Annotated in this window: 18 protein-coding genes; 4 read left to right on the forward strand and 14 right to left on the reverse strand. The window is 70.5% G+C overall.

Features of this window, described 5'->3' with window-relative positions; all coding sequences use genetic code 11:
* The first annotated feature begins 212 nt into the window (after window positions 1-212).
* A complete protein-coding gene (locus tag MKK50_RS08130) occupies window positions 213-434 on the forward strand; it encodes a hypothetical protein (RefSeq protein WP_253370204.1) in 222 nt (73 codons plus the stop codon).
* Between the two features lie 4 nt (window positions 435-438).
* On the opposite strand, the gene MKK50_RS08135 is transcribed toward MKK50_RS08130, so the two are convergent.
* The 10 genes from MKK50_RS08135 to MKK50_RS08180 form a co-directional block, all read right to left on the reverse strand.
* On the reverse strand, window positions 439-1,038 hold the full coding sequence (locus MKK50_RS08135; RefSeq protein ID WP_499021652.1) for a cysteine hydrolase family protein: 600 nt from the start codon (window positions 1,036-1,038) through the stop codon (window positions 439-441).
* A 247-nt stretch (window positions 1,039-1,285) separates the two neighbouring features.
* A complete protein-coding gene (locus MKK50_RS08140) occupies window positions 1,286-2,560 on the reverse strand; it encodes an efflux RND transporter periplasmic adaptor subunit (protein ID WP_499021653.1) in 1,275 nt (424 codons plus the stop codon).
* A 31-nt stretch (window positions 2,561-2,591) separates the two neighbouring features.
* The gene (locus tag MKK50_RS08145) at window positions 2,592-5,822 is read right to left on the reverse strand and encodes an efflux RND transporter permease subunit (RefSeq protein ID WP_499021655.1); all 3,231 of its coding nucleotides are present in this window, start codon (window positions 5,820-5,822) and stop codon (window positions 2,592-2,594) included.
* 219 nt (window positions 5,823-6,041) lie between these two features.
* Window positions 6,042-7,403: an NTP/NDP exchange transporter gene (locus MKK50_RS08150; RefSeq protein ID WP_499021657.1), complete on the reverse strand. Its 1,362-nt coding sequence runs from the start codon at window positions 7,401-7,403 to the stop codon at window positions 6,042-6,044.
* Window positions 7,400-8,137 (reverse strand): NADPH-dependent F420 reductase, encoded by a 738-nt coding sequence (locus MKK50_RS08155; protein WP_499021658.1) that lies wholly within the window; start codon window positions 8,135-8,137, stop codon window positions 7,400-7,402. Before MKK50_RS08155 ends, MKK50_RS08150 begins: the two co-directional genes overlap by 4 nt.
* Window positions 8,127-9,068 carry an aldo/keto reductase gene (locus tag MKK50_RS08160; protein WP_499021659.1) on the reverse strand — a complete coding sequence of 314 codons (942 nt, stop codon included), beginning with the start codon at window positions 9,066-9,068 and terminating at the stop codon, window positions 8,127-8,129. The genes MKK50_RS08155 and MKK50_RS08160 overlap by 11 nt, the downstream gene beginning before the upstream one ends.
* Window positions 9,069-9,140: 72 nt before the next feature.
* Window positions 9,141-9,695 carry a 16S rRNA (guanine(966)-N(2))-methyltransferase RsmD gene (gene rsmD / locus MKK50_RS08165; RefSeq protein ID WP_499021661.1) on the reverse strand — a complete coding sequence of 185 codons (555 nt, stop codon included), beginning with the start codon at window positions 9,693-9,695 and terminating at the stop codon, window positions 9,141-9,143.
* Between the two features lie 10 nt (window positions 9,696-9,705).
* Window positions 9,706-11,715 (reverse strand): pseudouridine synthase, encoded by a 2,010-nt coding sequence (locus tag MKK50_RS08170; RefSeq protein WP_499021663.1) that lies wholly within the window; start codon window positions 11,713-11,715, stop codon window positions 9,706-9,708.
* A gap of 90 nt (window positions 11,716-11,805) precedes the next feature.
* Window positions 11,806-11,982, reverse strand: a complete 177-nt coding sequence (locus MKK50_RS08175) for a DUF1328 domain-containing protein (protein WP_012456035.1) — start codon at window positions 11,980-11,982, stop codon at window positions 11,806-11,808.
* 321 nt (window positions 11,983-12,303) lie between these two features.
* Window positions 12,304-14,406: a putative bifunctional diguanylate cyclase/phosphodiesterase gene (locus tag MKK50_RS08180; protein WP_253370194.1), complete on the reverse strand. Its 2,103-nt coding sequence runs from the start codon at window positions 14,404-14,406 to the stop codon at window positions 12,304-12,306.
* Window positions 14,407-14,793: 387 nt separating this feature from the next.
* On the opposite strand from MKK50_RS08180, the gene MKK50_RS08185 reads away from it, so the two are divergent.
* On the forward strand, window positions 14,794-15,711 hold the full coding sequence (locus MKK50_RS08185; RefSeq protein ID WP_499021664.1) for an alpha/beta fold hydrolase: 918 nt from the start codon (window positions 14,794-14,796) through the stop codon (window positions 15,709-15,711).
* A 4-nt stretch (window positions 15,712-15,715) separates the two neighbouring features.
* On the opposite strand, the gene MKK50_RS08190 is transcribed toward MKK50_RS08185, so the two are convergent.
* From MKK50_RS08190 to purD, 3 genes are all read right to left on the reverse strand, one after another.
* The gene (locus MKK50_RS08190; RefSeq protein WP_499021665.1) at window positions 15,716-16,417 is read right to left on the reverse strand and encodes an SDR family oxidoreductase; all 702 of its coding nucleotides are present in this window, start codon (window positions 16,415-16,417) and stop codon (window positions 15,716-15,718) included.
* Window positions 16,418-16,489: 72 nt separating this feature from the next.
* Window positions 16,490-16,933, reverse strand: a complete 444-nt coding sequence (locus MKK50_RS08195; RefSeq protein WP_499021726.1) for a nucleoside deaminase — start codon at window positions 16,931-16,933, stop codon at window positions 16,490-16,492.
* Between the two features lie 110 nt (window positions 16,934-17,043).
* On the reverse strand, window positions 17,044-18,339 hold the full coding sequence (gene purD, locus MKK50_RS08200) for a phosphoribosylamine--glycine ligase (RefSeq protein ID WP_499021667.1): 1,296 nt from the start codon (window positions 18,337-18,339) through the stop codon (window positions 17,044-17,046).
* 83 nt (window positions 18,340-18,422) lie between these two features.
* Here purD and MKK50_RS08205 point away from each other — a divergent pair, with 83 nt between their 5' ends.
* The gene (locus MKK50_RS08205) at window positions 18,423-19,172 is read left to right on the forward strand and encodes a hypothetical protein (protein WP_499021668.1); all 750 of its coding nucleotides are present in this window, start codon (window positions 18,423-18,425) and stop codon (window positions 19,170-19,172) included.
* An 86-nt stretch (window positions 19,173-19,258) separates the two neighbouring features.
* Window positions 19,259-19,474 (forward strand): hypothetical protein, encoded by a 216-nt coding sequence (locus tag MKK50_RS08210; RefSeq protein WP_253370188.1) that lies wholly within the window; start codon window positions 19,259-19,261, stop codon window positions 19,472-19,474.
* Between the two features lie 12 nt (window positions 19,475-19,486).
* Here MKK50_RS08210 and MKK50_RS08215 read toward each other — a convergent pair whose 3' ends face one another.
* Window positions 19,487-19,975: a hypothetical protein gene (locus MKK50_RS08215; RefSeq protein ID WP_499021669.1), complete on the reverse strand. Its 489-nt coding sequence runs from the start codon at window positions 19,973-19,975 to the stop codon at window positions 19,487-19,489.
* Window positions 19,976-20,114 lie beyond the last annotated feature (139 nt).

Consider the following 20,114-nt stretch of genomic DNA (forward strand, 5'->3'; position numbering starts at 1 on the left):
ACCCTGCGAGACGCGAATGGCGCCGCTGCCATCATACCGCCATCGGGCGCCCGCGGTTCCGCCACCGAAAGGGGCAGGTTCCGCAAAGACTTCGTCAACCAAGAGCCACTATTAAAGTTCAAGTTTTAGGAACCCGGATCCGGGCTGCCTCTTCATTCATCACATCCGGCGGCACAGTCGCCAGCCGGTCTCAAGATTGGGAAAGTCGCCCCGTGAGTTTCACCGTCAGCGCCGGCACCGCTTCGCGCGTCTATTCCTGGCAGCACGGCTCCCTGCTGAGCGCCCTGGAGCAGGGCCTGTCGCTAACCACCTCCGGCATGAACGACGTCCGCATCGTCGATTCGGAAGGCCGCAGCCACAGCCCCGCCGCGCTCTACCAGCGCGTGTTCGGCGGGCAGGCGGTGGAAGAGGCCGCGCAGTCCCGCGCGGCCTGATCGCTCACCCGCGGATCGCCGCCGCATCCGGCGCCACCACCGCGAACAGGTCGCCGAGCGCCGCGAGGCTCGCGGCCTGCACCGCCGCCGCCGGAACGGTCGCGCCGTCCGGCCCCGGCAGGGCGCGGGTGGCGGTGGCCGAGGCCACCACGGTCGGGCGGAAGCCGAGGTTGAAGGCGCCGCGCGCGGTCGAATTCACGCACATATGCGTCATGAAGCCGGCCAGGATCACGTCCTTCACGCCGGCCGCCTCCAGCTGCGCCTGAAGGTCGGTGCCGACGAAGGAACTCGGATAGGCCTTGGTGATGACGGGCTCCCCGTTCCGCGGCGCGACCTCGTCGCTGATCTGGCCGATGGCGGCGGTGACGTCGTAGGGCGAGCCGGATCCTGCATCGTGGCGCACATGAAAGACCGGGATGCCCGCCGCCCGCGCCCGTTCCAGAAGCGCCTGCGCCTCGCGGATCGCCGGCTCGACGCCCTCCAGCCGCATCACGCCCTCGCGGTAGGTGTTCTGCAGGTCGATCATCACCAGCGCCGAACCCGACAGGGAAGCGGGCTCCGGCGGCAGGCCGGATAGGCTGCGCAGGGTTTTGAGGTCGGTCATGGTCGGGCCCTTCTCGTGGGATGCGTTTCCGGGCGGGATGTGAGCCGAGCGGGGCCGCCCGCGCAACCTGTCGATAAGGCCAACAGGCATGAAGCCACCGCCCCCCCTCATCCTGAGGTCCTGGCGCCAGCGGGCTTCGAAGGATCCTCCCGATCTCGCGCGATTGCAGGAGGATCCTTCGAGGCCTCCGCTTCGCTCCGGCACCTCGGGATGAGGGCGAGGATGGGATCAGCGCTGCGCGAAACCCTCAGCGCTGCGCAGCTTGCATCGGCTTGTCCGATTTCGGCGCCTGCGGCGCGATGCGGCCGCCGTCCTTGAGATCGGCCGGGGGGCTCAGCACGAGGCGCTCGCCGCCCGAGAGGCCCTTGTCCACCTCGACTACCGTGCCCTTGTCGCGGGCGACGTGGACCTCGACCCAATTCACGCGATCGTCCTCGCGGGCCACCGCCACGCGGGTGCCGGACTGGTTGAACACCAGGGCTTCGGCCGGCACCGCCACCGTGGCGCCGCCGGTGCGGGGGATCGCCAGGGTTACGTAGACGTAGAGGCCGGGCCGCAGGGTGCGGTCGGGGTTCGGCACATCGACCTGCGTCGTCAGGGTGCGCGAGGAGGCGAGCAGCGCCACCGAGCTGCGCTCGACCACGCCGGAGAAGCTGCGGTCGGGCATCTGCGGCACCTTGATCTGGGCTTTGACGCCGGGCTGCACGCCGACCGCCGCATTCTGCGGCACGTTGACCGAGATGCGCAGCACGTCGTCCCGGTCCATCGACAAGAGCGGCGTGCCCGAGCCCGCATCGGCCTGGACGAGGTCGCCAACATCGACGTTGCGGGTCGTCACAACGCCGTCGAAGGGCGCGGTGACGACCTCGAATCCGGTGAGCGCCTTGAGCCGCCCCACGGTCGCCTGCTGCGCCTTGATGTTGGCCTGAGCCACCTTCACGTCGGCCTCCGCCGAGGCGAGGTTCGCCTGCTGCGCCAGAACGCCGGCCTGAGTGTTGTCGGCGTTCTGCTTCGAGGCCCAGCCCTGGCCAGCGAGCGTCGAGGTGCGCGAATTGGTAGCCTGGGCAAGGTTCGCGTTGGCCTTGGCCTGATCGACCATGGCCCGAGCCCGCAGGAGCTGCGCCTCCAACTGGCCGAGTTGCGCCTCGGCCTGGGCGAGCTGCTGGTCGAGATCGGGGGCGGCGATGCGCAGGAGCACGTCGCCCTTCTTCACCCGCGAGCCGAGATCTACATGGCGCTCGGCGATGTAGCCGGTGGCGCGGGGATAGATCCGCGCGGTGGCGAAGGGCTCGGTCTGACCCGGCAGGGTCAGCTCGATCGGCCCGTCGAGGCGCTTGGCCTCCTCGGTGCGGACTTTCGGCACGAACTCCATCTGCCGGGCCCGCGTCGACTCGGCCCGGGCCGCCCGCTGCCAATGGCCGTAGCCGCCATAGGCCAGCAGGCCGAGCGCGATCAGCCCGGCCAGCGCGAAGCCGCCCTTGCCCGGCGGCGGCGGGATTTTTTTGTCCTCGCCATCGGTCACGGGCGAATCCTCCGGTCGGATCGGACGGGCATCAGACGTAATCCTCGAGCGGCTTGGCCTCGCCCCGCCGCAGCAGGCTGTAGAGGAACGGCACGAACAGCAGGGTCGAGGGCGTGCCGAGGGCGATGCCGCCCATCACCGCGCGGGCCAGGGCCGCGTTCTGCTCCCCGCCCTCGCCGGTGCCGAGCGCCATGGGCACAAGCCCGAGGAACATCGCGCTCGCGGTCATCAGCACCGGCCGCAGCCGCGTCTCGCCCGCGACGATGGCCGCCTCACGGGCCGAACAGCCCGTCGCCTCCCGGTGCTCCTTGGCGAAGGTGACGAGCAGGATCGAGTTGGCGGAGGCGATGCCCACCGACATGATCGCCCCGAACAGGGAGGGAATCGAGAAGGTGGTGCCGGTGATGAACAGGCTCGCGACGATACCGCAGAAGGCGATCGGCAGGGCGGCCAGCACCACGAAGGGGTCGCCCCAGCTCTGATAGTTCACCGCCATCAGGAGGTAGACCGCGATGACCGCGATGCCGAGCCCGATCCCGAGCCGGAAGAAGGCGGCGCGCATGTTCTCGATCTGCCCGCGCACGCTGATCTTGTCGGGGGCCGGCAGGGTCTTCTGCTCCTCGGCGACGATCCGGTCGATGTCGCGGGCGACCGCGCCGAGGTCGCGGTCCTGCACCGCCGCGTAGACGTTGAAGGTCGGCTGCGTGTTGACGTGGTTGATCACCGTCTGCGTCGGCTGGCGGGTGATCGTACTGATGCTCGACAGCAGCGTCAGGGCGCCGGGCCCGCTGCCGGCATTGGCACGGGCGAAGAGCGGGGTGTTCTGCAGCGCGGTGAGCGAGGCGTTGCGGTATTCCGGGGTCTGGACCCAGAGCTGGTAGGGGATGCCGGTCTTCGGGTCGGTCCAGAAGTTCGGGTTCACCTGGAAGGAGCCCGAGAGCGACACGTTGAGGCTCTGGGCCACTTGGCTCTGCGTCAGGCCGAGTTCGGAGGCGAGCCGCCGGTCGACATCGACGAAGAATTGCGGCTGATCGACGATCTGGTGCAGGTGCACATCGACGAGGCCGGGCGTCTCCTTCAGCCGCGCCTCGATGCGCCGGGCGGCCTCCAGATCCTTGACCGTGTTGCGGCCCGAGACCTGCACGTCGATCTGCGCGATCACGCCGAAATTGAGGATCTGCGTGATGATGTCGGAGGGCTGGAAATAGACGATCATGTCGGGGAAGCGCTCGCGAAGGGTCTCGCGCAGGCGGCGCTGGTACTCGGCGATGGAGCCGTGCTCGTCCTTCAGGTCGATCAGCATCTGCCCGTCGTTGTAGGAGACGAAGGAGCCGTCGGAGAAGGCGAAGTTGTAGTTGTTCGAGGGCAGGCCGATATTGTCGAGGATCTGGTCGATCTCATCTTCGGGGATGACATCGCGCACCACCTTTTCGACCTCGGCGAAGACCTGCTCGGCGGTCTCGATGCGCATCCCCGGCCGGGTGCGCAGGTGCATCGTCATCTGGCTCGATTCGACCTGCGGGAAGTAGTCCTGCCCCGTGAAGACGAAGAGCCCGCCGGTGCCGGCAAACAGCAGGACGACGCCGGTCACCGTCGCGACCGGGTGGCGCAGGACCGCGTGCAGCAGTCCGACATAGCCGCGGTGGAACCGGTCGAACCGCGCCTCGAAGCCGCGGCGGAAGGCGCCGGCCAGCCGGAAGACGGGGGAGAGCAGCCAAGCCAAAGCCCGCTCGATCCGGCCGCGGCGCGGGGCCTCGCCCTCGCCGCCATGGTGCTGGATGTATTCGCGCGCCACCAGCACGTCGATCATCACCGGCACGAGGGTGCGGGTAAGGAGGTAGGAGGTCAGCATCGCGAACACGACCGCGAGCGCCTGGGGCGTGAACAGGTATTTCGGGGTGTCGGTGAGGGCGAAGACCGAGACGAAGGCGGCGCAGATCGACAGCGTCGAGATCAGCGCCGGCTTGGCGATGCCCGCCGCCCCCTCGACCACGGCGTTGCGGAACGGCTTACCCTCCTCGAACAGGCGGTAGGTGTTCTCGATCGCCACCGTCACGTCGTCGACGAGGATGCCGACCGCGAGTGCCAGCCCGCCCAGCGTCATGACGTTGATGGTGTGGCCGAGCGCGGCGAGCAGGGCCAGCGAGGTCATGAGGCAGAGCGGGATCGAGACGAGCACGATCAGGGTCGAGCGCCACGAGCCGAGGAACAGCAGGATGGTCAGGCCCGTCAGCGCCGCGGCAATGACGGCTTCGTGCCACACGCCCTCGATCGCGTTCGAGACGAAGACCGACTGATCGAAGAGCGGCTTGATCTCCATGCCCTCGGGGGCCGCCGCGCGGATGTCGGGGAGCGCCGCCTTGACGTTGTTGACGACATCCAGCGTCGAGGCGGTGCCGTTCTTCAGAACACGCATCAGCACCGAGGCTTGCCCGTCCGCCCGCACGACGTTGACCTGCGGCGGACCGCCGTCGCGGACATAGGCCACGTCGCGCACTAGCACCGGCTGGCCGTTGACCACCTTGATCGGGATCTCGTTCAAGGCCGCGATCGCGTCCGGCGTCGCGTTCATCTGCACCGGGTATTGCTGTTCGCCGATCTTGGCGAGGCCCGAGGGGATCGTCAGGTTCTGCGAGGTGACGGCGTTGGTGACCTCCAGCGGCGTCATCCCGAGCGCCTGGAGCGCGTGCAGGTCGAGATCGACCATGACTTGGCGCGGGGCGCCGCCGAAGGGGGAGGGCAGGGTCGAGCCCGGCACCTGCGTCAGGCGCTGGCGGATGCGGTACTGGGCGTAGTCGTAGACCTTGTTGAGGCTGTCCTTGGCCGATGTCAGCGCGAGCTGGATCACCGGCACCGAGGAGGCGGAGAAGCGCACGATGACGGGCGGCTGTACGCCCGGCGGCATCAGCGCGCGGATCGAATTCGTGGAGGAGACGACCTGGGCGATGGCGAGATCGATGCTGACGCTCTGGTCGAAATAGATCTTCATCACCGACGTGCCTTGCAGGCTCGTCGATTCCATCCGGGCGATGTTGTTGACGTTGTTGGAGATTCCGAACTCGGAATAGGTCGTGATCCGCTTCTCCATCTCCGGCGCGGACAGGCCCGTATAGGTCCAGACCACGACGACGACGGGGATATCGACCGCCGGCAGCACGTCCTTCGGGGTCACGACGATGGCGCTGACGCCGCCGAGCATCATCAGCACGGCGAGGACGTAGGTCGTGATGCGGAACTTGAGGGCGTACTGGACGAGTCCCATGGGTCTCCGGTGGATGTCCGGTGAGCCTGCCGGAGCTGCGGCACGGGCGTTGACCCGGCCGATACCGCACGATCACTGTTTCTATTCTATGTCCGATGATTGCCGGAAACACACGCGTGCTGCGATGCCGCATCACGGTCTTTCCACGACCGGCGCGTTCGTCTCATCCGCCGGGCGGAAACAGGATTAGTGTGAAAATAACCTTTGCAACAAGCCGCTTCAGCCCGCGCCTGTTGGCATCGGTGCCGATTTGTCGTCCGTTTCCGCTGCCTTTTGCCGCCGCGCCTGCGCCCGACCGAGCCACAGCGCGTTGAGGAGCCACGCCGCCGAGAGCGGCACCGCAACCACCGCCGCGGCGTGGCCGCCGAAGCCCAGCGCGGCGAGGCCCGTATAGGACCACGCGCCGACCTGATCGCCGAGACGGTAGACCACCGTGTCGATGAAGCTTTTCGCCTTGTAGCGGTCCTCGCGCGGCACCACCGTGAACAGCACCTCGCGCACCGGCCGGGCGATGGCGAAGTTGCCCGCGCGCCGCAGCACGTAGATCACCACCACCGAGGCGACGCTCGGCGAGAGCGCGAGCGCGGCAAACCCGATGACGCTCGCCGCCGGCAGCAGCGCGAGCGTCACGCCGACCCCGAGCCAGCGCGTGATGCGCCCGGTGAGGAAGAGCTGCACGCCGAGCGTCAGGGCGTTCACGGCGAGATCGACATTGGCGAAGAAGGCTGTCTGCGCCCCCCGGCTGGGGAAGTTGTTCTTGGCCACCGCCGCCTGCTCGAAATACAGGAAGGTCGCGGTGATCGAGAACAGCGCCAGGAACCCCGCGATGTTCAGGAGGTAGGGCGAAGCGACAGTGCGCCGGACGCCGGCCCACACGTCGCCGCCGATGACCTCGCCCGCCCGCGAATCCTCCGGCACCTCGTGGAGGCGCCCGATCAGGCGGGCGAGCCCCCGCATGGCGAACACCGCCGCCTCCAGGAGCACGGCGGCGGCCAGCAGCAGCGCCCAGGTCGGCACGTCGCGGGCGAGCGTCGCCGTCACCGCCGAGCCGCAGATGGCGCCGAGCGTGGCGCCCGCGGCGATGAAGCCGAACAGGCGCTTGCCTTGGCTCGTCGAGAACACATCCACCACCGTGGCCCAGAAGATCGAGACCACGAACAGGTTGAAGATCGAAAGCCAGACGAAGAAGGCCCGGCCTACCCAGACCGCCGTCTCGCCCTCCGCCACCGCGATGAGCGCGGCAAAGATCAGGATGTTGAGGATGAAGAAGCGGTAGGTGAGGGGCACGAAGCGCGCGCGCGGCAGGCGCTTGACCAGCCACGCGAAGGGCAGGTTCAGCGCCAGCATGCCGACCAGCGTCGCCAGGAACAGCCAGGGCAGGTTTTCCAGGCCGCCCGCCACGCCCATCTGGTCGCGGATCGGGCGCAGCACGTAGTAGCTCGCGAGCAGGGCGAAGATGTAGGCCCAGGACCACGCCAGCGCCGGGCCCTCGCCCGGCCTCACGTCGACGAGGCGGGCGAGGCGGTCGGAAAGGGACGAGCCCGAGGAAGAGGCAGAAGAAACGCCTCGAGCCTCGCTCAAGGCTTCACCCCGAGCTTCTGCTTCAGTTCCGGCGCCGAGAGGTCATGGCCGAAGCCGGGCGAGCCCATGGCGAAGGTGTCCGCCGCCTTGAGTTCGCCGACCACGACGGGGTCGAAGCCGGCATCCGAGACCAGGGTGCGGGCGGTCTCCAGCGCCTTCGGATCGTTGCCGGCGATCGGCACCGCCATGCGCGGCTCGGGCCGGCCGGCATTCTTCTGGAAGATCTTGTAGTTGGCCGCATTGAAGGCCCGCACCACGCGAGCACCCGCAAGGTACTTGGCCGAGACCGTACCGATGCCGTCGCGCTCCACCTCATCGGCGACCGCCCCGTCGCGGGCCTTCACCGCGTTGCCGGCATCGATCACCACTTTGTTCTTGAGCGCGGCGGCGTTGTCCTTGCCCAGGTCCGGATAGGCCTTGTAGGGCGCCGCGATCAGCACGGCGTTGCCGAAGGCGATCGCTTCGGCCGGGGTGCCGGCCCGCGCCTTGGGCCCGAGCTCCTCCACGAGCGGCTTCAGTTCCTCCGGGTGGCGGGAGGCGAAGAACACCTCGTAGCCAGCCTTGATCCAGAGCCGGCCGAGCGTGCCGCCGATATTGCCCGCCCCGATGATCCCGATTCTTTTTGTCGTTTCGGACTGCGCGAAAGCGGGGAGCGCGGGGAGCAGGAACGAGCCGGCGAGGAGCGTCAGCGCCACGCGCCGACCCAGAGAAATCCCAAAAACATCAGACCGCATCGATGAAGGCCTCCATCTTGCGCCGCTCGGCGGCATCCGGCAGCCGCCCGGTCGCGGCGGCGAGGTTGTCCTCGACGTAACTCGCCTTGGCCATGCCCGGGATCGGGCAGGTGACGGCCTCGTGGGCGAGCACGTATTTGAGGAAGAACTGCGCCCAGCTCTTGCAGCCGAACGCGGTCGCAAAATCGGGCAGGGGCTTGTCCTTCACCGCCTTGAACAGGCGGTCGCGGCCGAAGGGCACGTTGACCATCACCGCCACGCCGCGCTCGACGGCCAGCGGCAGGATGCGCTCGGCCGCGAGCCGGCTGTCGAGGGCGTAGTTCACCTGCACGAAGTCGAGTTTTTCCCGCTTCATCACCGTCTCAAGCTCGGGAAACTGCTCGTCGCGCCAGACCGTGACGCCGACGTAGCGGATGCGGCCCTTCTCATTCAGGTCGCGCAGGACGGCGAGGTTGGTCTCCGTGTCGATGAGGTTGTGCACGGCGATGAGATCAATCCTGTCCGTGCGCAGGCGCTGGAACGAGCGCTCCGTCTCAGCCTGGGCCGCTTCCCGGCCGCGGGCCGCGACCTTGGTGGCGAGGAAGATCTTTTCGCGCAGGCCCTGGAGGATGATGCCGAGGACGTCTTCCGCGGTGCCGTAGCTCGGGGCGGTGTCGATGACGCGGCCGCCGAGCGCGACGAAGCGCTCGACCGCCTCGCGCAAGGGCGCGGTCGCCTCGGGCGTCGGCGCCACCTCGTAGCGGCGCGAGGTACCGATGCCCATGGCCGGCAACTGCTCGCCGGAGGAGGGGATCGGCCGGGTGATCAGGGTGTCGGCGGCGCGGGCCGGACGCGGTGCGACGGGGGCGAGCCCCGCTCCGGCGAGGACGGCGGCGCCCTGCAGCAGGGTTCGGCGGGAGAGCGGCGAGACGGACGGCAGGACAGGCGGCATGGGCGCGGGCCTCCTTCGCGGACGGGCATGGCCCAAGCGAGATAGGGCAACCTCACGGCGCGGGCGACGCGCTCACCCCTCGAAGCGACCGAACGTCACCGCCGTCTCACCGTAGCCGCGCCGCTCCAACTCGGCGAAACCCGGTGGCAGAACCGGCCCGGCCTCGGCGGCCTCCTCGACGAGGACGAGCGCGCCGGGGCTCAGCCAGCCGCCGGCCAAAGCCGCGGCGAGCGCGGCGGGCGCGAGGTTCTTCCGGTAGGGCGGATCGCAGAAGACGAGCGTCGCCGGCCCGTCGGAGGCTGGCCCGAGCCGGGTCGCGTCGCGCTGGATCAGCCGGGCGCGGGTGCCGCAGCCGAACCCGGCGATGCCTTCGCGGATCAGGGTGCCGGCCTGGCGCCCCTCGTCCACGAAGAGCGCACGGGCCGCACCGCGGGAGAGCGCCTCGAAGCCGAGGGCGCCGGTGCCCGCGAACAGGTCGAGCACCACCGCGTCCTCGACCGCATCGTCGTAGGCGTGGGCCAGCACATTGAACAGGGCTTCGCGCAGACGGTCGGAGGTCGGGCGGATCCCCTCCGCCTTCGGCCCGGCCAGCCTGCGCCCGCGCCATTCGCCGCCGACGATCCGCACGCTTCAGGCCCTACGCATCACCGCGCGGCGGACGGCTCGGGCGTCCACCCCCACGCGGGCCCGGCTTGCCGCCACCGGGACGTCCGCCGGGGGCACCGCCGGGCTTGCCGCCGGGACGTCCGCCCGGGCGCCCACCGGGCCGGCCGCCGCCACCGGGCTTGAAGTCGCCCCGCGGGCCACCTTTCGCCCCGCCCTTGAAATCGCCCCTGGCGCCGTCGCGGTCGCCGCCCTTGAAGCCGGGCTTGCCGCCGAAGCTCTTGCCCGCACCACCACCGGGGCCCTTGCCGGGGCCCTTGCGGAAGGCGGGACGATCGGACGCCTCGGCGCCGCGCGGCGGGCGGGCCGGCCGCTCGCCCTCGGCGGCACGGGGCCGGTCGCGCGGCGGGCCGCGACGCTCGGGCGGGCGCCCGTCGCTCGGGTGCTCGCGGCGGGGTGCGCCCTCGCCGCGCTCATGGAAATCACGTTGAGGCCGGCCCTCGCTCCGCTCGCGCGGTGGACGCCCCTCGAACTCGGACGGGCGCTCGCGGGGCGGCCCGCGCCGCTCGGCCGGTGCGGCCTCCCCGTCCTCACGGCGGCGAGGCCGGGCATCGCCCGCGGGGGCGCTACGGCGGAAATCGTCCCGGCCCGGCCGCTCGTCGCGGGCGCGGTTCTCGCGCGGCCCCTCGCTGCGGGGTCTATCCTCCCGCGGCCGGTCTTCACGCGGACGATCCTGGCGCGGCCTGTCTTCGCGCGCCCTGTCGCGGGGGGCGGAGCGCTCCTCCTCGCTGCGGAAGCGGACCCGGCGGTGCGGCTCGGGCGCAGGGGTCTCGGGCGAAGGCTGAAGCCGCTCCACCAGCACCCGGCGCTCGCCGGCCGCCTGGATCGCTCCGACCCGCTCGCGGCCGCGCTCGGCCGCCGCCGCGCGGGCGGTCTTGGGGTCCATGCCCCGGCGCGGCACCTTCGAGGCACGGGGCCGCGTCTCTTCGTCGGCGCGCCACACGGTCGGAGAGGGCGGGCGCGGTGCCGGGCGCGCACCGGCGCGGGGGGCGGCAGGGCGGGCGGGATCACGCGGCGGACGGCCGGACGACCCGCCGCGAGAGCCCGAGCGACCCTCCGAAGAGCCCTCGTCGCGCGCGCCCTGACGGCCCCGCCCCGCGGGCGCCGCGGGCTGCGTGGCACGCGTCGCCTTCTTCGGGCTGCCGAAGGGGGCGATCGTCTCGCGCACCGGGCTCTCGAAATCGACGCCGGCCTGTTCGGCGAGGTTCTTTCCGAGCTGCTCCTTCAGAACCTTGGTGCGGATCTCCTCGACGAGGCCGACTTCGAGGTCGCCGAGCTGGAACGGTCCGAACGAGAGCCGGATCAGCCGGTTCACCGACAGGCCGAGATGCTCCAGGATGCGCTTGACCTCGCGGTTCTTGCCCTCGCGCAGGCCGAGCGTCAGCCAGACGTTGTCGCCCTGCGCCCGGTCGAGGGTCGCCTCGATCGGGCCGTACTCCATGCCGTCGACGGTCAGGCCCTTCTTCAGCTTGTCGAGATCGGGCTGGGTCACGTCACCGAAGGCGCGCACCCGGTAGCGGCGCAGCCAGCCGGTATCGGGATGGGCGATGACCTTGGCGAGCCCCCCGTCATTGGTGAGCAGCAGCAGCCCTTCGGTGTTGATGTCGAGCCGGCCGATGGCGACGACCCGCGGCAGTTCCTCGGGCAGGCCGTCGAAGACCGTCGGGCGCCCTTCCGGGTCGCGGGCGGTGGTGACGACGCCGCGCGGCTTGTGCAGCAGCCACAGCCGGGTCCGCTCGCGGGCGGGCAGGGGCTCGTCGTCCACCGTGATCCGGTCGGAATCGGTCACGTTGATCGCCGGCGAGGTCAGAACCTTGCCGTTGAGGGTGACGCGGCCGGCCTCGATCAGGGCCTCCGCGTCGCGGCGGGAGGCGATGCCGGCGCGGGCGATGGCCTTGGCGATGCGCTCGCCCTCGGGCACCGCGGGCGGATTCACGGGCTGATCCGCGGGCACGGCCGGGGAGGGGTCTGGAATGTCGGTCATCCGCGCCCCTTATCAGAGCAGCGGGTTGCACAAAAGGAAAAGGCAGCCCTCGCGGGCCGCCCTTTCATCGAACCGTGCGGTTCAAGTCGGTCACAGTCGCGGCGAACGACCGCGCACCGCGCCCATCACCGCCGAGATCAGGAACAGCGCGATCGCGACGAAGAACACAATCTTGGCCGCCTCCATGGCGGTGCCGGCGATGCCGCCGAAGCCGAGCAGCGCGGCGATCAGAGCGACGACGAGAAAGGTAACAGCCCAACCGATCATGGTATCCTCCTGACGCCCGTCTCAGACGGTGTCTTGCAGTGTCTTCGAAGTCTGTCCTGGCTGAGAAATTGCCAAGCTGCCGGAATCGTTCCGTCGATGGCATTGAAATCGGTTGCGGAGGCGAAGCGTTCCAGAAAACCGCCCGGCCCCGCCGCGCTCGGCCGGCCCACGCGGTGCGGAGGATGGCGCCCGGACGATGCGTCCGGAGGGACGCAGCAGGGAGGGGAGGGGAGGGGCGGTGCCGCGACGCCTGAAGGCACCCGGAGCATATCCCCCAGGCGCTCGAAAGCGTCCGAACAGAACCCCTTTTCCGAAAATGCCTCAGGCCGCCAGCGTCGGCGCGGGCCGGCCCTCGGCCGCCGTCCCGGCGTCGAGCAACACGGCGATCTCGTGGAGCGGGAGGGGCGGGCTGAACAGGTAGCCCTGCACCTCCTGCGCGCCCTCCGCCCGGATCGTGGCGAGTTGCGGCTCGGTCTCGACGCCCTCGACCAGCGTAGTGATGCCGAGGCTCGCCCCCAGGCTGACGATGGCACGGATGATCGCGCCGGCCTCCGATTGGGCAGCGCAGTCGCGCACGAAGGAGCGGTCGATCTTGATCTTGTCGAAGGGGAAACGGCGCAGGTAGCTGATCGAGGAGTAGCCGGTTCCGAAATCGTCCATGGAGATGCGCACGCCGAGCCGGCGCAGGGTGTGGAGCGTTTCGAGGTTCGCCTCGGTGTCTTCGAGCAGCACGCTCTCGGTGATCTCCAGTTCGAGCCGGCTCGCCTTGAGGCCGCTGGCGCCAAGCGCGCCGAGCACGCTCTGGACGAAGCCGCGGTGGCGCAGTTGCAGCGGCGAGACGTTGACCGCCACGCTGATCTCGCCCGGCCATGCCACGGCGTCGCGGCAGGCTTGGCGCAGCACCCACTCGCCGATCGGCACGATCAGGCCGGTCTCCTCGGCCAGCGGGATGAACACCGTCGGGCTCACGAGCCCGCGCTCGGGATGGTGCCAGCGGACCAGTGCCTCCATGCCGGTGATGCGGTTGTCCGACAGGTCCACGAGCGGCTGGTAATGCAGTTCGAAGCGGTCCTGCACGAGCGCCTCGCGCAGCTCGCGTTCGAGGCAGAGCCGCTCGCGCAGGGTCTCGTCCATCTGTGGTTCGAACAGGCGGACGGTGCCGCGCCCCTCGGTCTTCGCCTCGTAGAGGGCAAGGTCGGCCTCCTTGAGGAGGCGCTCGATGTCGTGCGGGACGTCGCCCTCGGCCAGGGCGATGCCGACGCTCATCCCGATCTCGACGGTGATCCCGTCGAGGGCGTAGGGCGCGGCCACGACCTCGATCAGGCGCTCGGCCAGGGTCGCGGCCCCGACGGCATCCTCGACGCGGGAGAGGACCGCGAATTCGTCGCCGCCGAGCCGGGCCACGACGTCGTGGCTGCGCACATGCCCGCGCAGGCGCTCGGCCACCGCCCGCAGCAGGGCATCGCCCACCGCGTGGCCGAAGCTGTCGTTGACCGGCTTGAACCGGTCGAGGTCGAGGCAGAGGACCGCGAGCGGCGCCTCCGCGTCGGTGCGCAGGGCCGCGAGCGATTCGGCGCCGATCTCGCGCAGGCGAGTGCGGTTGGGCAGGTCGGTGAGCCCGTCGTGGCGGGCCATGTGGATGATGCGCGCCTCGTTGCGCCGCCGCTCGGTGATGTCCTCGAAGGTCGCCACCCAGCCGCCGCCCTCGGCCATGGGCCGGTGGGTCACGGCGATGACCCGCCCGTCGGCGAGTTCGCGCAAAACCGATTTCGACCCGTCTGCGCTGAGCGAGGTGCGGGTGCCCTCGCTGATCGCATCGACCGTGGCGCCGCGCTTGTAGCGCCCGAGCGCCACCAGCATCTCGATGATGGCGCGCTGGCCCATGCCGACATGGACCGCGTCGTCGGGCAGGCCGAAGATCTCCAGGTAGCGCCGGTTCCACACCAGGAGCCGCTGCTCCGCATCGAACATGCACAGGCCATGCGTCATGTTCTCCAGCGCCGCGTCGAAGCGCCGGTTCTGCTCGCTGAGTTCGGCATGCGTCTCGACCAGGGTGCGCCGGGTCCGTTGCTGCTCGGTGACGTCGCTGCCGACACCGCGATAGCCGAGGAAATCGCCCTCGAGCGAGAAATGCGGGCGGCCGCTGATCTCGAACCAGCGCGGCGTGCCGTCGGGATGGCGGTAGACGTAGGTGAAGTCGCGAAACGGGCGGCGGGCGGCGATCGTCTCGCGGTAGACGGCAAGGCTCGCACCCTCCCCCTCGCAGACCAGGGCCGACCGCGCGAGCCCGATCAGGTCCGCCGGAGGCCGGCCCAGCAGACGCTCGGCGCCCGGGGAGACGTAGCTGAAGCAATCCTCGGCATCGGTGGCCCAGAGCCAGTCGAAGGCGATTCGCGCGAGTTCTTCGAGGTCGTTCAGGGTCATGGCACTACCGAAGGCAAGCCGAAGCTTCGATGGCAAATGTAAATATTTTCTCATGCCCACGACTTGATCATTCTGCCCAAATTTCCGACCAAACTCTGTCGTGCCAAGCGCAGACGAGACCTGTGACGGCCGCCTGAATGGCATAGGCCGACGAGAATCCCGCACGGTTGCAACAATGCTGTCTCATACCAAATCCGTTTGTTCCCTTCGGGATAGCGGATTTGGACGTCGCTCAAACGCCGCGCGGGCCTGCTGACACGGTCCCCGCTTGAAGCAAGCGGAAACCGGATCAGCCCCCCGAGCGACCGTCCGGTCGGGAACTCCGGAGCCTTCGCCCCGCCGGGCCGTTGTCCGCAGGCACGAAACGTCGGAGGGGAAGGACAGCGGATGGCCGAGGGCGACGACCTGTTTCCCGGCTTCGCGCCGCTCTGGATCGAGGGGCCGGCGGGCCGCTGGTTCGGTCGGGCCGGGGGGCCCGAGACGGCGCCGCCGCTCCTGCTGCTGCACGGCTTTCCGCAGAGCCACGCGATGTGGCACCGGCTGGCGCCGGCACTCGCCGAGACGCACCGCGTCATCGCCCTCGACCTGAAGGGCTACGGCTGGTCGGCCGCGCCGGATTCGGGGAGCGGGGAGAACGCCTACGCCAAGCGTCGGCTCGGGGCGGAGATCGTCGCGGTGATGGAGCGGCTCGGCCATGTCCGCTTCGCGCTGGCCGGTCATGATCGCGGCGCCCGCGTCGGCTACCGGCTGGCGCTGGACGAACCCGGCCGGATCGAACGGCTCGCGCTGCTCGACATCGTGCCGACCGAAGTGCAGTGGGCCCGCATCGAGGCGAACCCCGAAGCGAACCCGCACTGGCCGTTCCTGTCGCGCCCCGCCCCGGAACCGGAGGACACGATCCGCCGCGATCCGGACGGCTATTTCGAGGGGCTGCTGCGCGATTGGACCGCCGCGCACGATCTGAGCGCCTTCGACGCCCGTGCGCTCACCCTCTACCGGCAGGCCTGGAACGTGCCCGAGCGCATCCACGCGATGTGCGAGGATTACCGGGCCGGCGGCGCCGACGGGCCGGACCGCGCCGCCGACCGCGACGACCTCGCCGCGGGCCGGACCCTGGCGATGCCGGTGCTCGTGCTCGCGAGCGAAGCCTATCTCGACCGAAACAAGCCCGAGACCGCGCTGGCGGCCTGGCAACGGACCTTTGCGCCAAAGGCTCAGGGCGCGCAGATCCCCTCCGGCCACTTCATGGCCGAGGAAGCGCCGGAGCCGACGCTGCGGGCGTTAACGCGCTTTCTCGCAGCGTAACGCCTCAAAAGCGCTCGACCCACGGCCGCAGGGCGATCTCGTCGGTCCAGGCGCTGCGATCCTGGCGCAGGAGCGCGAGGTAGCCTTTCGCGATCGCATCCGGGTCGAGGGTCGCGTCGGGGCGATCCCCCGGATCGGGCCGGGCGGCGGAGCGGATGGCGCCGTCGATCACGACATGGGCCACATGAATGCCCTGGGGCTGCCACTCGCGGGCAAGGCTCTGGGCGAGGCCGCGCAGGGCGAACTTGCCCATGGCGAAGGGGGCGGAGCCCGCAAAACCCTTCACGCTCGCAGAGGCGCCGGTGAACAGGATCGCGCCGTGGCGGTGGGGCAGCATCCGCCGGGCTGCGGCCTGGGCCACGAGGAAGCCGCCATAGGCCGAGACCGCGAGCGCGCGGGCCACCGCCTGCGGATCGAGATCGACGGTGGCGCCGCGCAGCCGGCCGCTGGCGTTGTAGACCACCACGTCCGGCGCACCGCCCAGCGCCGGTTCGAGCCGGGGAAACAGCGCCTCGACCTGCCCCGGATCGGTGGCATCGCAGGCATGGACCACGGCCCCCGTCTCCGCGGCGAGATCGCTCAGCTTTTCGACATTTCGCGCGGCAAGCCCGACCTTCAGCCCCTCGGCCGTGAACAGGCGCGCCAGCGAGGCGCTCAAACCGGGGCCGGCACCGACGATCAGGGCGCGCTGGTAGGTCGGGACCATGGGACGGAGCTCCGTGCGGCATTGCGGGACGTGAGCCGAACGCGCCGCGCGCCGCCGCGGTTCGCCTCTCGCTCACCCCCGCCTTTCCGAAAAGAAATCCCTGAGAAGCCCCGCCGCCTCTCTCTCGCGAAAGCCCGAATAGACCTCCGGCGCATGGTGGCAGGTCGGCTGGTTGAACACGCGGGGCCCGTGCTCGACGCCGCCGCCCTTGGGGTCGGAGGCGGCGTAGTAGAGCCGGCGGATGCGGGCGAAGGCGATCGCGCCCGCGCACATCGGGCAGGGCTCCAGGGTCACGTAGAGGTCGCAGCCCGTCAGCCGCTCGTCGTGCAGCGCGGCGCAGGCGGCGCGGATCGCCAGGATCTCGGCATGGGCCGTGGGGTCGCACAGCGTGCGCGGCCGGTTGCCCGCGACCGCGAGCACGGTTCCGTCCCGCACCACGGCCGCGCCGACCGGCACCTCGCCCAGAGCCGCGGCCTCGCGGGCGGCGGTGAAGGCGAGGTCGAGGAAACCGGGCATCACGCCAAGCTGCATGGAACCCGACCGATGGTCGAGCTCCATGCGTCCGGCGGACGCCCGCCGCCGCGCCGTCGCGCGGACCATCGACGATGAGTCATCATCGATGGGGCTTACGTGCCGGAGGAAGCCGCTTCGCGGGCGACCTCCCGGCCGCCGATGTCGCTGCGAGAGAAGCCGTCCGGCCAGTCGATACGCTTCACCGCCGCGTAGGCGCGCTCCTTCGCCTCGCGCACGCTGGCGCCGAGCGCCGTGACCGCGAGCACCCGGCCGCCATCGGCGAGCAGCCGGTCGCCGTCGCGGCGGGTGCCGGCCTGGAACACCAGAACCCCCTCATCGAGAGCCGCCTCGGCGCCGCGGATCTCGGTGCCGCGGGTCACCGCGCCGGGATAGCCTTGCGCCGCCAGCACCACGGTGAGCGCGGCGCGGGCGGCGTCAAAACCGATGGCGACGCCGGAGAGGTCGCCCTTGGCCGCCGCCAGCAGCGCGGGCACGAGGTCGCCGGTCAGGCGCGGCATCAGCACCTGCGCCTCGGGATCGCCGAAGCGGGTGTTGTACTCGATGAGCTTGGGGCCCTCCGCCGTCAGCATCAGCCCGGCATAGAGGATGCCGGCGAACGGCGTGCCGCGGGCGGCCATGCCGGCCAGCGTCGGCGCGATGATCCGCGCCATCACCGTCTCGGTGACCTCCGGCGTGACGATGGAAGCGGGGGAGTAGGCGCCCATGCCCCCCGTATTGGGGCCGAGGTCGCCGTCATGGACGCGCTTGTGGTCCTGCGCCGTCCCGATCGGCACCGCACGGGTCCCGTCGCAGAGTGCGAAGAAGCTCGCCTCCTCGCCGAACAGGCACTCTTCGATGACGAGCGCCCCGCCCTCGCTGCCGTCGAGGATCGCCCGCACGGCGGCCTCGGCCTCGGGCAGCGTCTCGGCCACGGTCACGCCCTTGCCGGCGGCGAGCCCGTCGGCCTTGACCACGATCGGCGCACCGCGCGTGCGGAGATAGGCCAAAGCCGGCTCGAGATCGGTGAAGCGGGCGAAGGCCGCGGTGGGGATGTCGTGCTCGGCGCACAGATCCTTGGTGAAGCCCTTCGAGCCTTCGAGCTGTGCGGCGGCCTTCGTCGGCCCGAAGGCGGGGATGCCGGCGGCCTGAAGGTCGTCGACGAGCCCGGCGACCAGCGGCGCCTCCGGCCCCACCACCACCAGCCCGACCCCTTCCGCCCGGCAGAAGGCGACGACGGCGGCGTGATCGGACACCGCGAGGTCCGGCCGGTTCTCCCCGTGCTGCGCCGTCCCCGGATTGCCGGGGGCGATGAACAGCCGCGTGCAGAGCGGCGATTTCGTGATGGCCCAGGCCAGCGCGTGCTCGCGCCCGCCGGAGCCGATGAGCAGGATGGAGAAGGGCTCGGTCATGGGAAGAACCCTATCCAAAAAATTTTGGGCCGGGGAAAGGGCGTTTCGCGTTTGCCCCGGCAACGCAAGGGAGACCCCGCCGCATGGCGCCGCACGATCGTCAGCCAGACCGTCACGAGGGGCCGGGCCGAAAACGGCGCCGGTTCGGCCTGGAGGGCGCCAACACCCTGGTGCAGACGCTGGCGATCCTCGGGGCAGGGGCCTGGGGCGTCTACACCTTCGTCTACGAGGCGCGGATCAAGCCGGGGCTCGCCCCGCCCTCGGTCTCGGTGAAGACCGATCTGGCCCGGGTCGGCGAGCGCGGCGACCGGGTGGCGATCCGCTCGACCGTGACCCGCACCAATGTCGGCCAGGCAGGGGTGCGCGTGCTCGGGCTGACCTACACCGTGGTCGGCATCCGCACCCGCTTTTCCGAGCTGGGCGACGACACTGCAGCTGGGATGGCGGCGCGGGAGGCCGCCTTCCGGGCTTCGCTCTCCGGCACGGCGAACGTCGATGCCGCCCGCGATTACGTGCGCGAGAGCGACGGGACGCCGATCCTGCGCCAGGGGCTGCTGTTTTCCGGCGCGACGCCGCTCCCGAGCGAGCCCTCCGACCTCAACCCGGGCGAATCCGTCTCCCGCGACGTGATCGTCTACGCCGACCGCAAGACCTTCGACGCGGTGCGCTTCGAGGTGCGGCTCGCCTACGCCAAGGAGGACGACCCGCCGGTGCGCCTGCGCTTCGAGGCGGGGGCGGACGGGGTGCTCGCGACCGTCCCGGCCGATCCCTGCCCCGCGCCGGCATGCCCGCTGCGGACCACGGATTTCGCCACCGAATTCTCGCTGTGGTGAGCGCGTCGGCGCGGCCCTCCGCCGGGATCGTTTTATCCCGTGCGCCGGACGGAACGGTTGGCCGGGCTCACCTGTTGATGAGTGCCATGCCGATCTGTCGCCACTCGATCGCCCCCCCAGCCCGCACGCCCCGCGAGCAGCCCATCGTTCGGCTGTCGCACTACGTGGTGAAGCGCCGCTCGGCGCCACGGGCCGCCAACGACAACCGCCGCTCACGGCTCGCGCCGGTCTGGCCCTGGGCCATGGCGGCAGCCGCCGCCCCGGCCGTGACGGCGGCGCTCATTCTCACGCGCCTGATCTGACGCCGGGCGCCTTCATCGCGCCCCTGATCGGCCACCGTCCGACCGGCGCAGCATCTCACCCTTGAGCGCCCGCCACATCCGAAACGCCGTCTCGTGCAGGGCGTGCGCGCCCTTCGCCCAAGCCCGGCCGCCGAGCCGGGATGGCCGCGACAGACGCTCCAGCCGCTGCCGCAGGGACGCGACCTGCCGCTTCAGGGCGATGCGCTCCAGCTCCTCGAGGGAGGGCAGGGCGCCGGACCGCTCCTCCGGCTTCAGCTCACGGCTCACCCGGATCTTCTCCGCATCCGCCACGCTGGCGAGCGCCCGGCCGAAGCCGGCTTGGTCGAGCTCCGGCGGCAGGAACGGGCGTAGCGTGTCGTAGAGATCGTCGGGGTTCTGCGCGAAGCGGGGAAACTTGATGAGGCAGAGCGGCACGTCGTGGTCGAGCAGCCGCTCCACCAGGGCGTGGAAGGCGTGGCCGAGAAGGAGTTTTTGCCGCCAAGGACGAGCCAGGATCTTCAAGCGATGCGGATGTGCCTCATCGTTACGCTTTAATGCTTCCGAGGCGGGCGCTCGAACGGGGCGGCGGGTCGGGGACACGGAACGCGGCTCCGGCGCCACACTCAGACGCCGTTCCCCAGCCGATCGCGCGGTCGGCCTT

Source organism: Methylobacterium sp. J-043 (assembly GCF_022829505.1).
In the GTDB taxonomy this organism is placed as follows: Bacteria; Pseudomonadota; Alphaproteobacteria; order Rhizobiales; family Beijerinckiaceae; genus Methylobacterium; species Methylobacterium extorquens_A.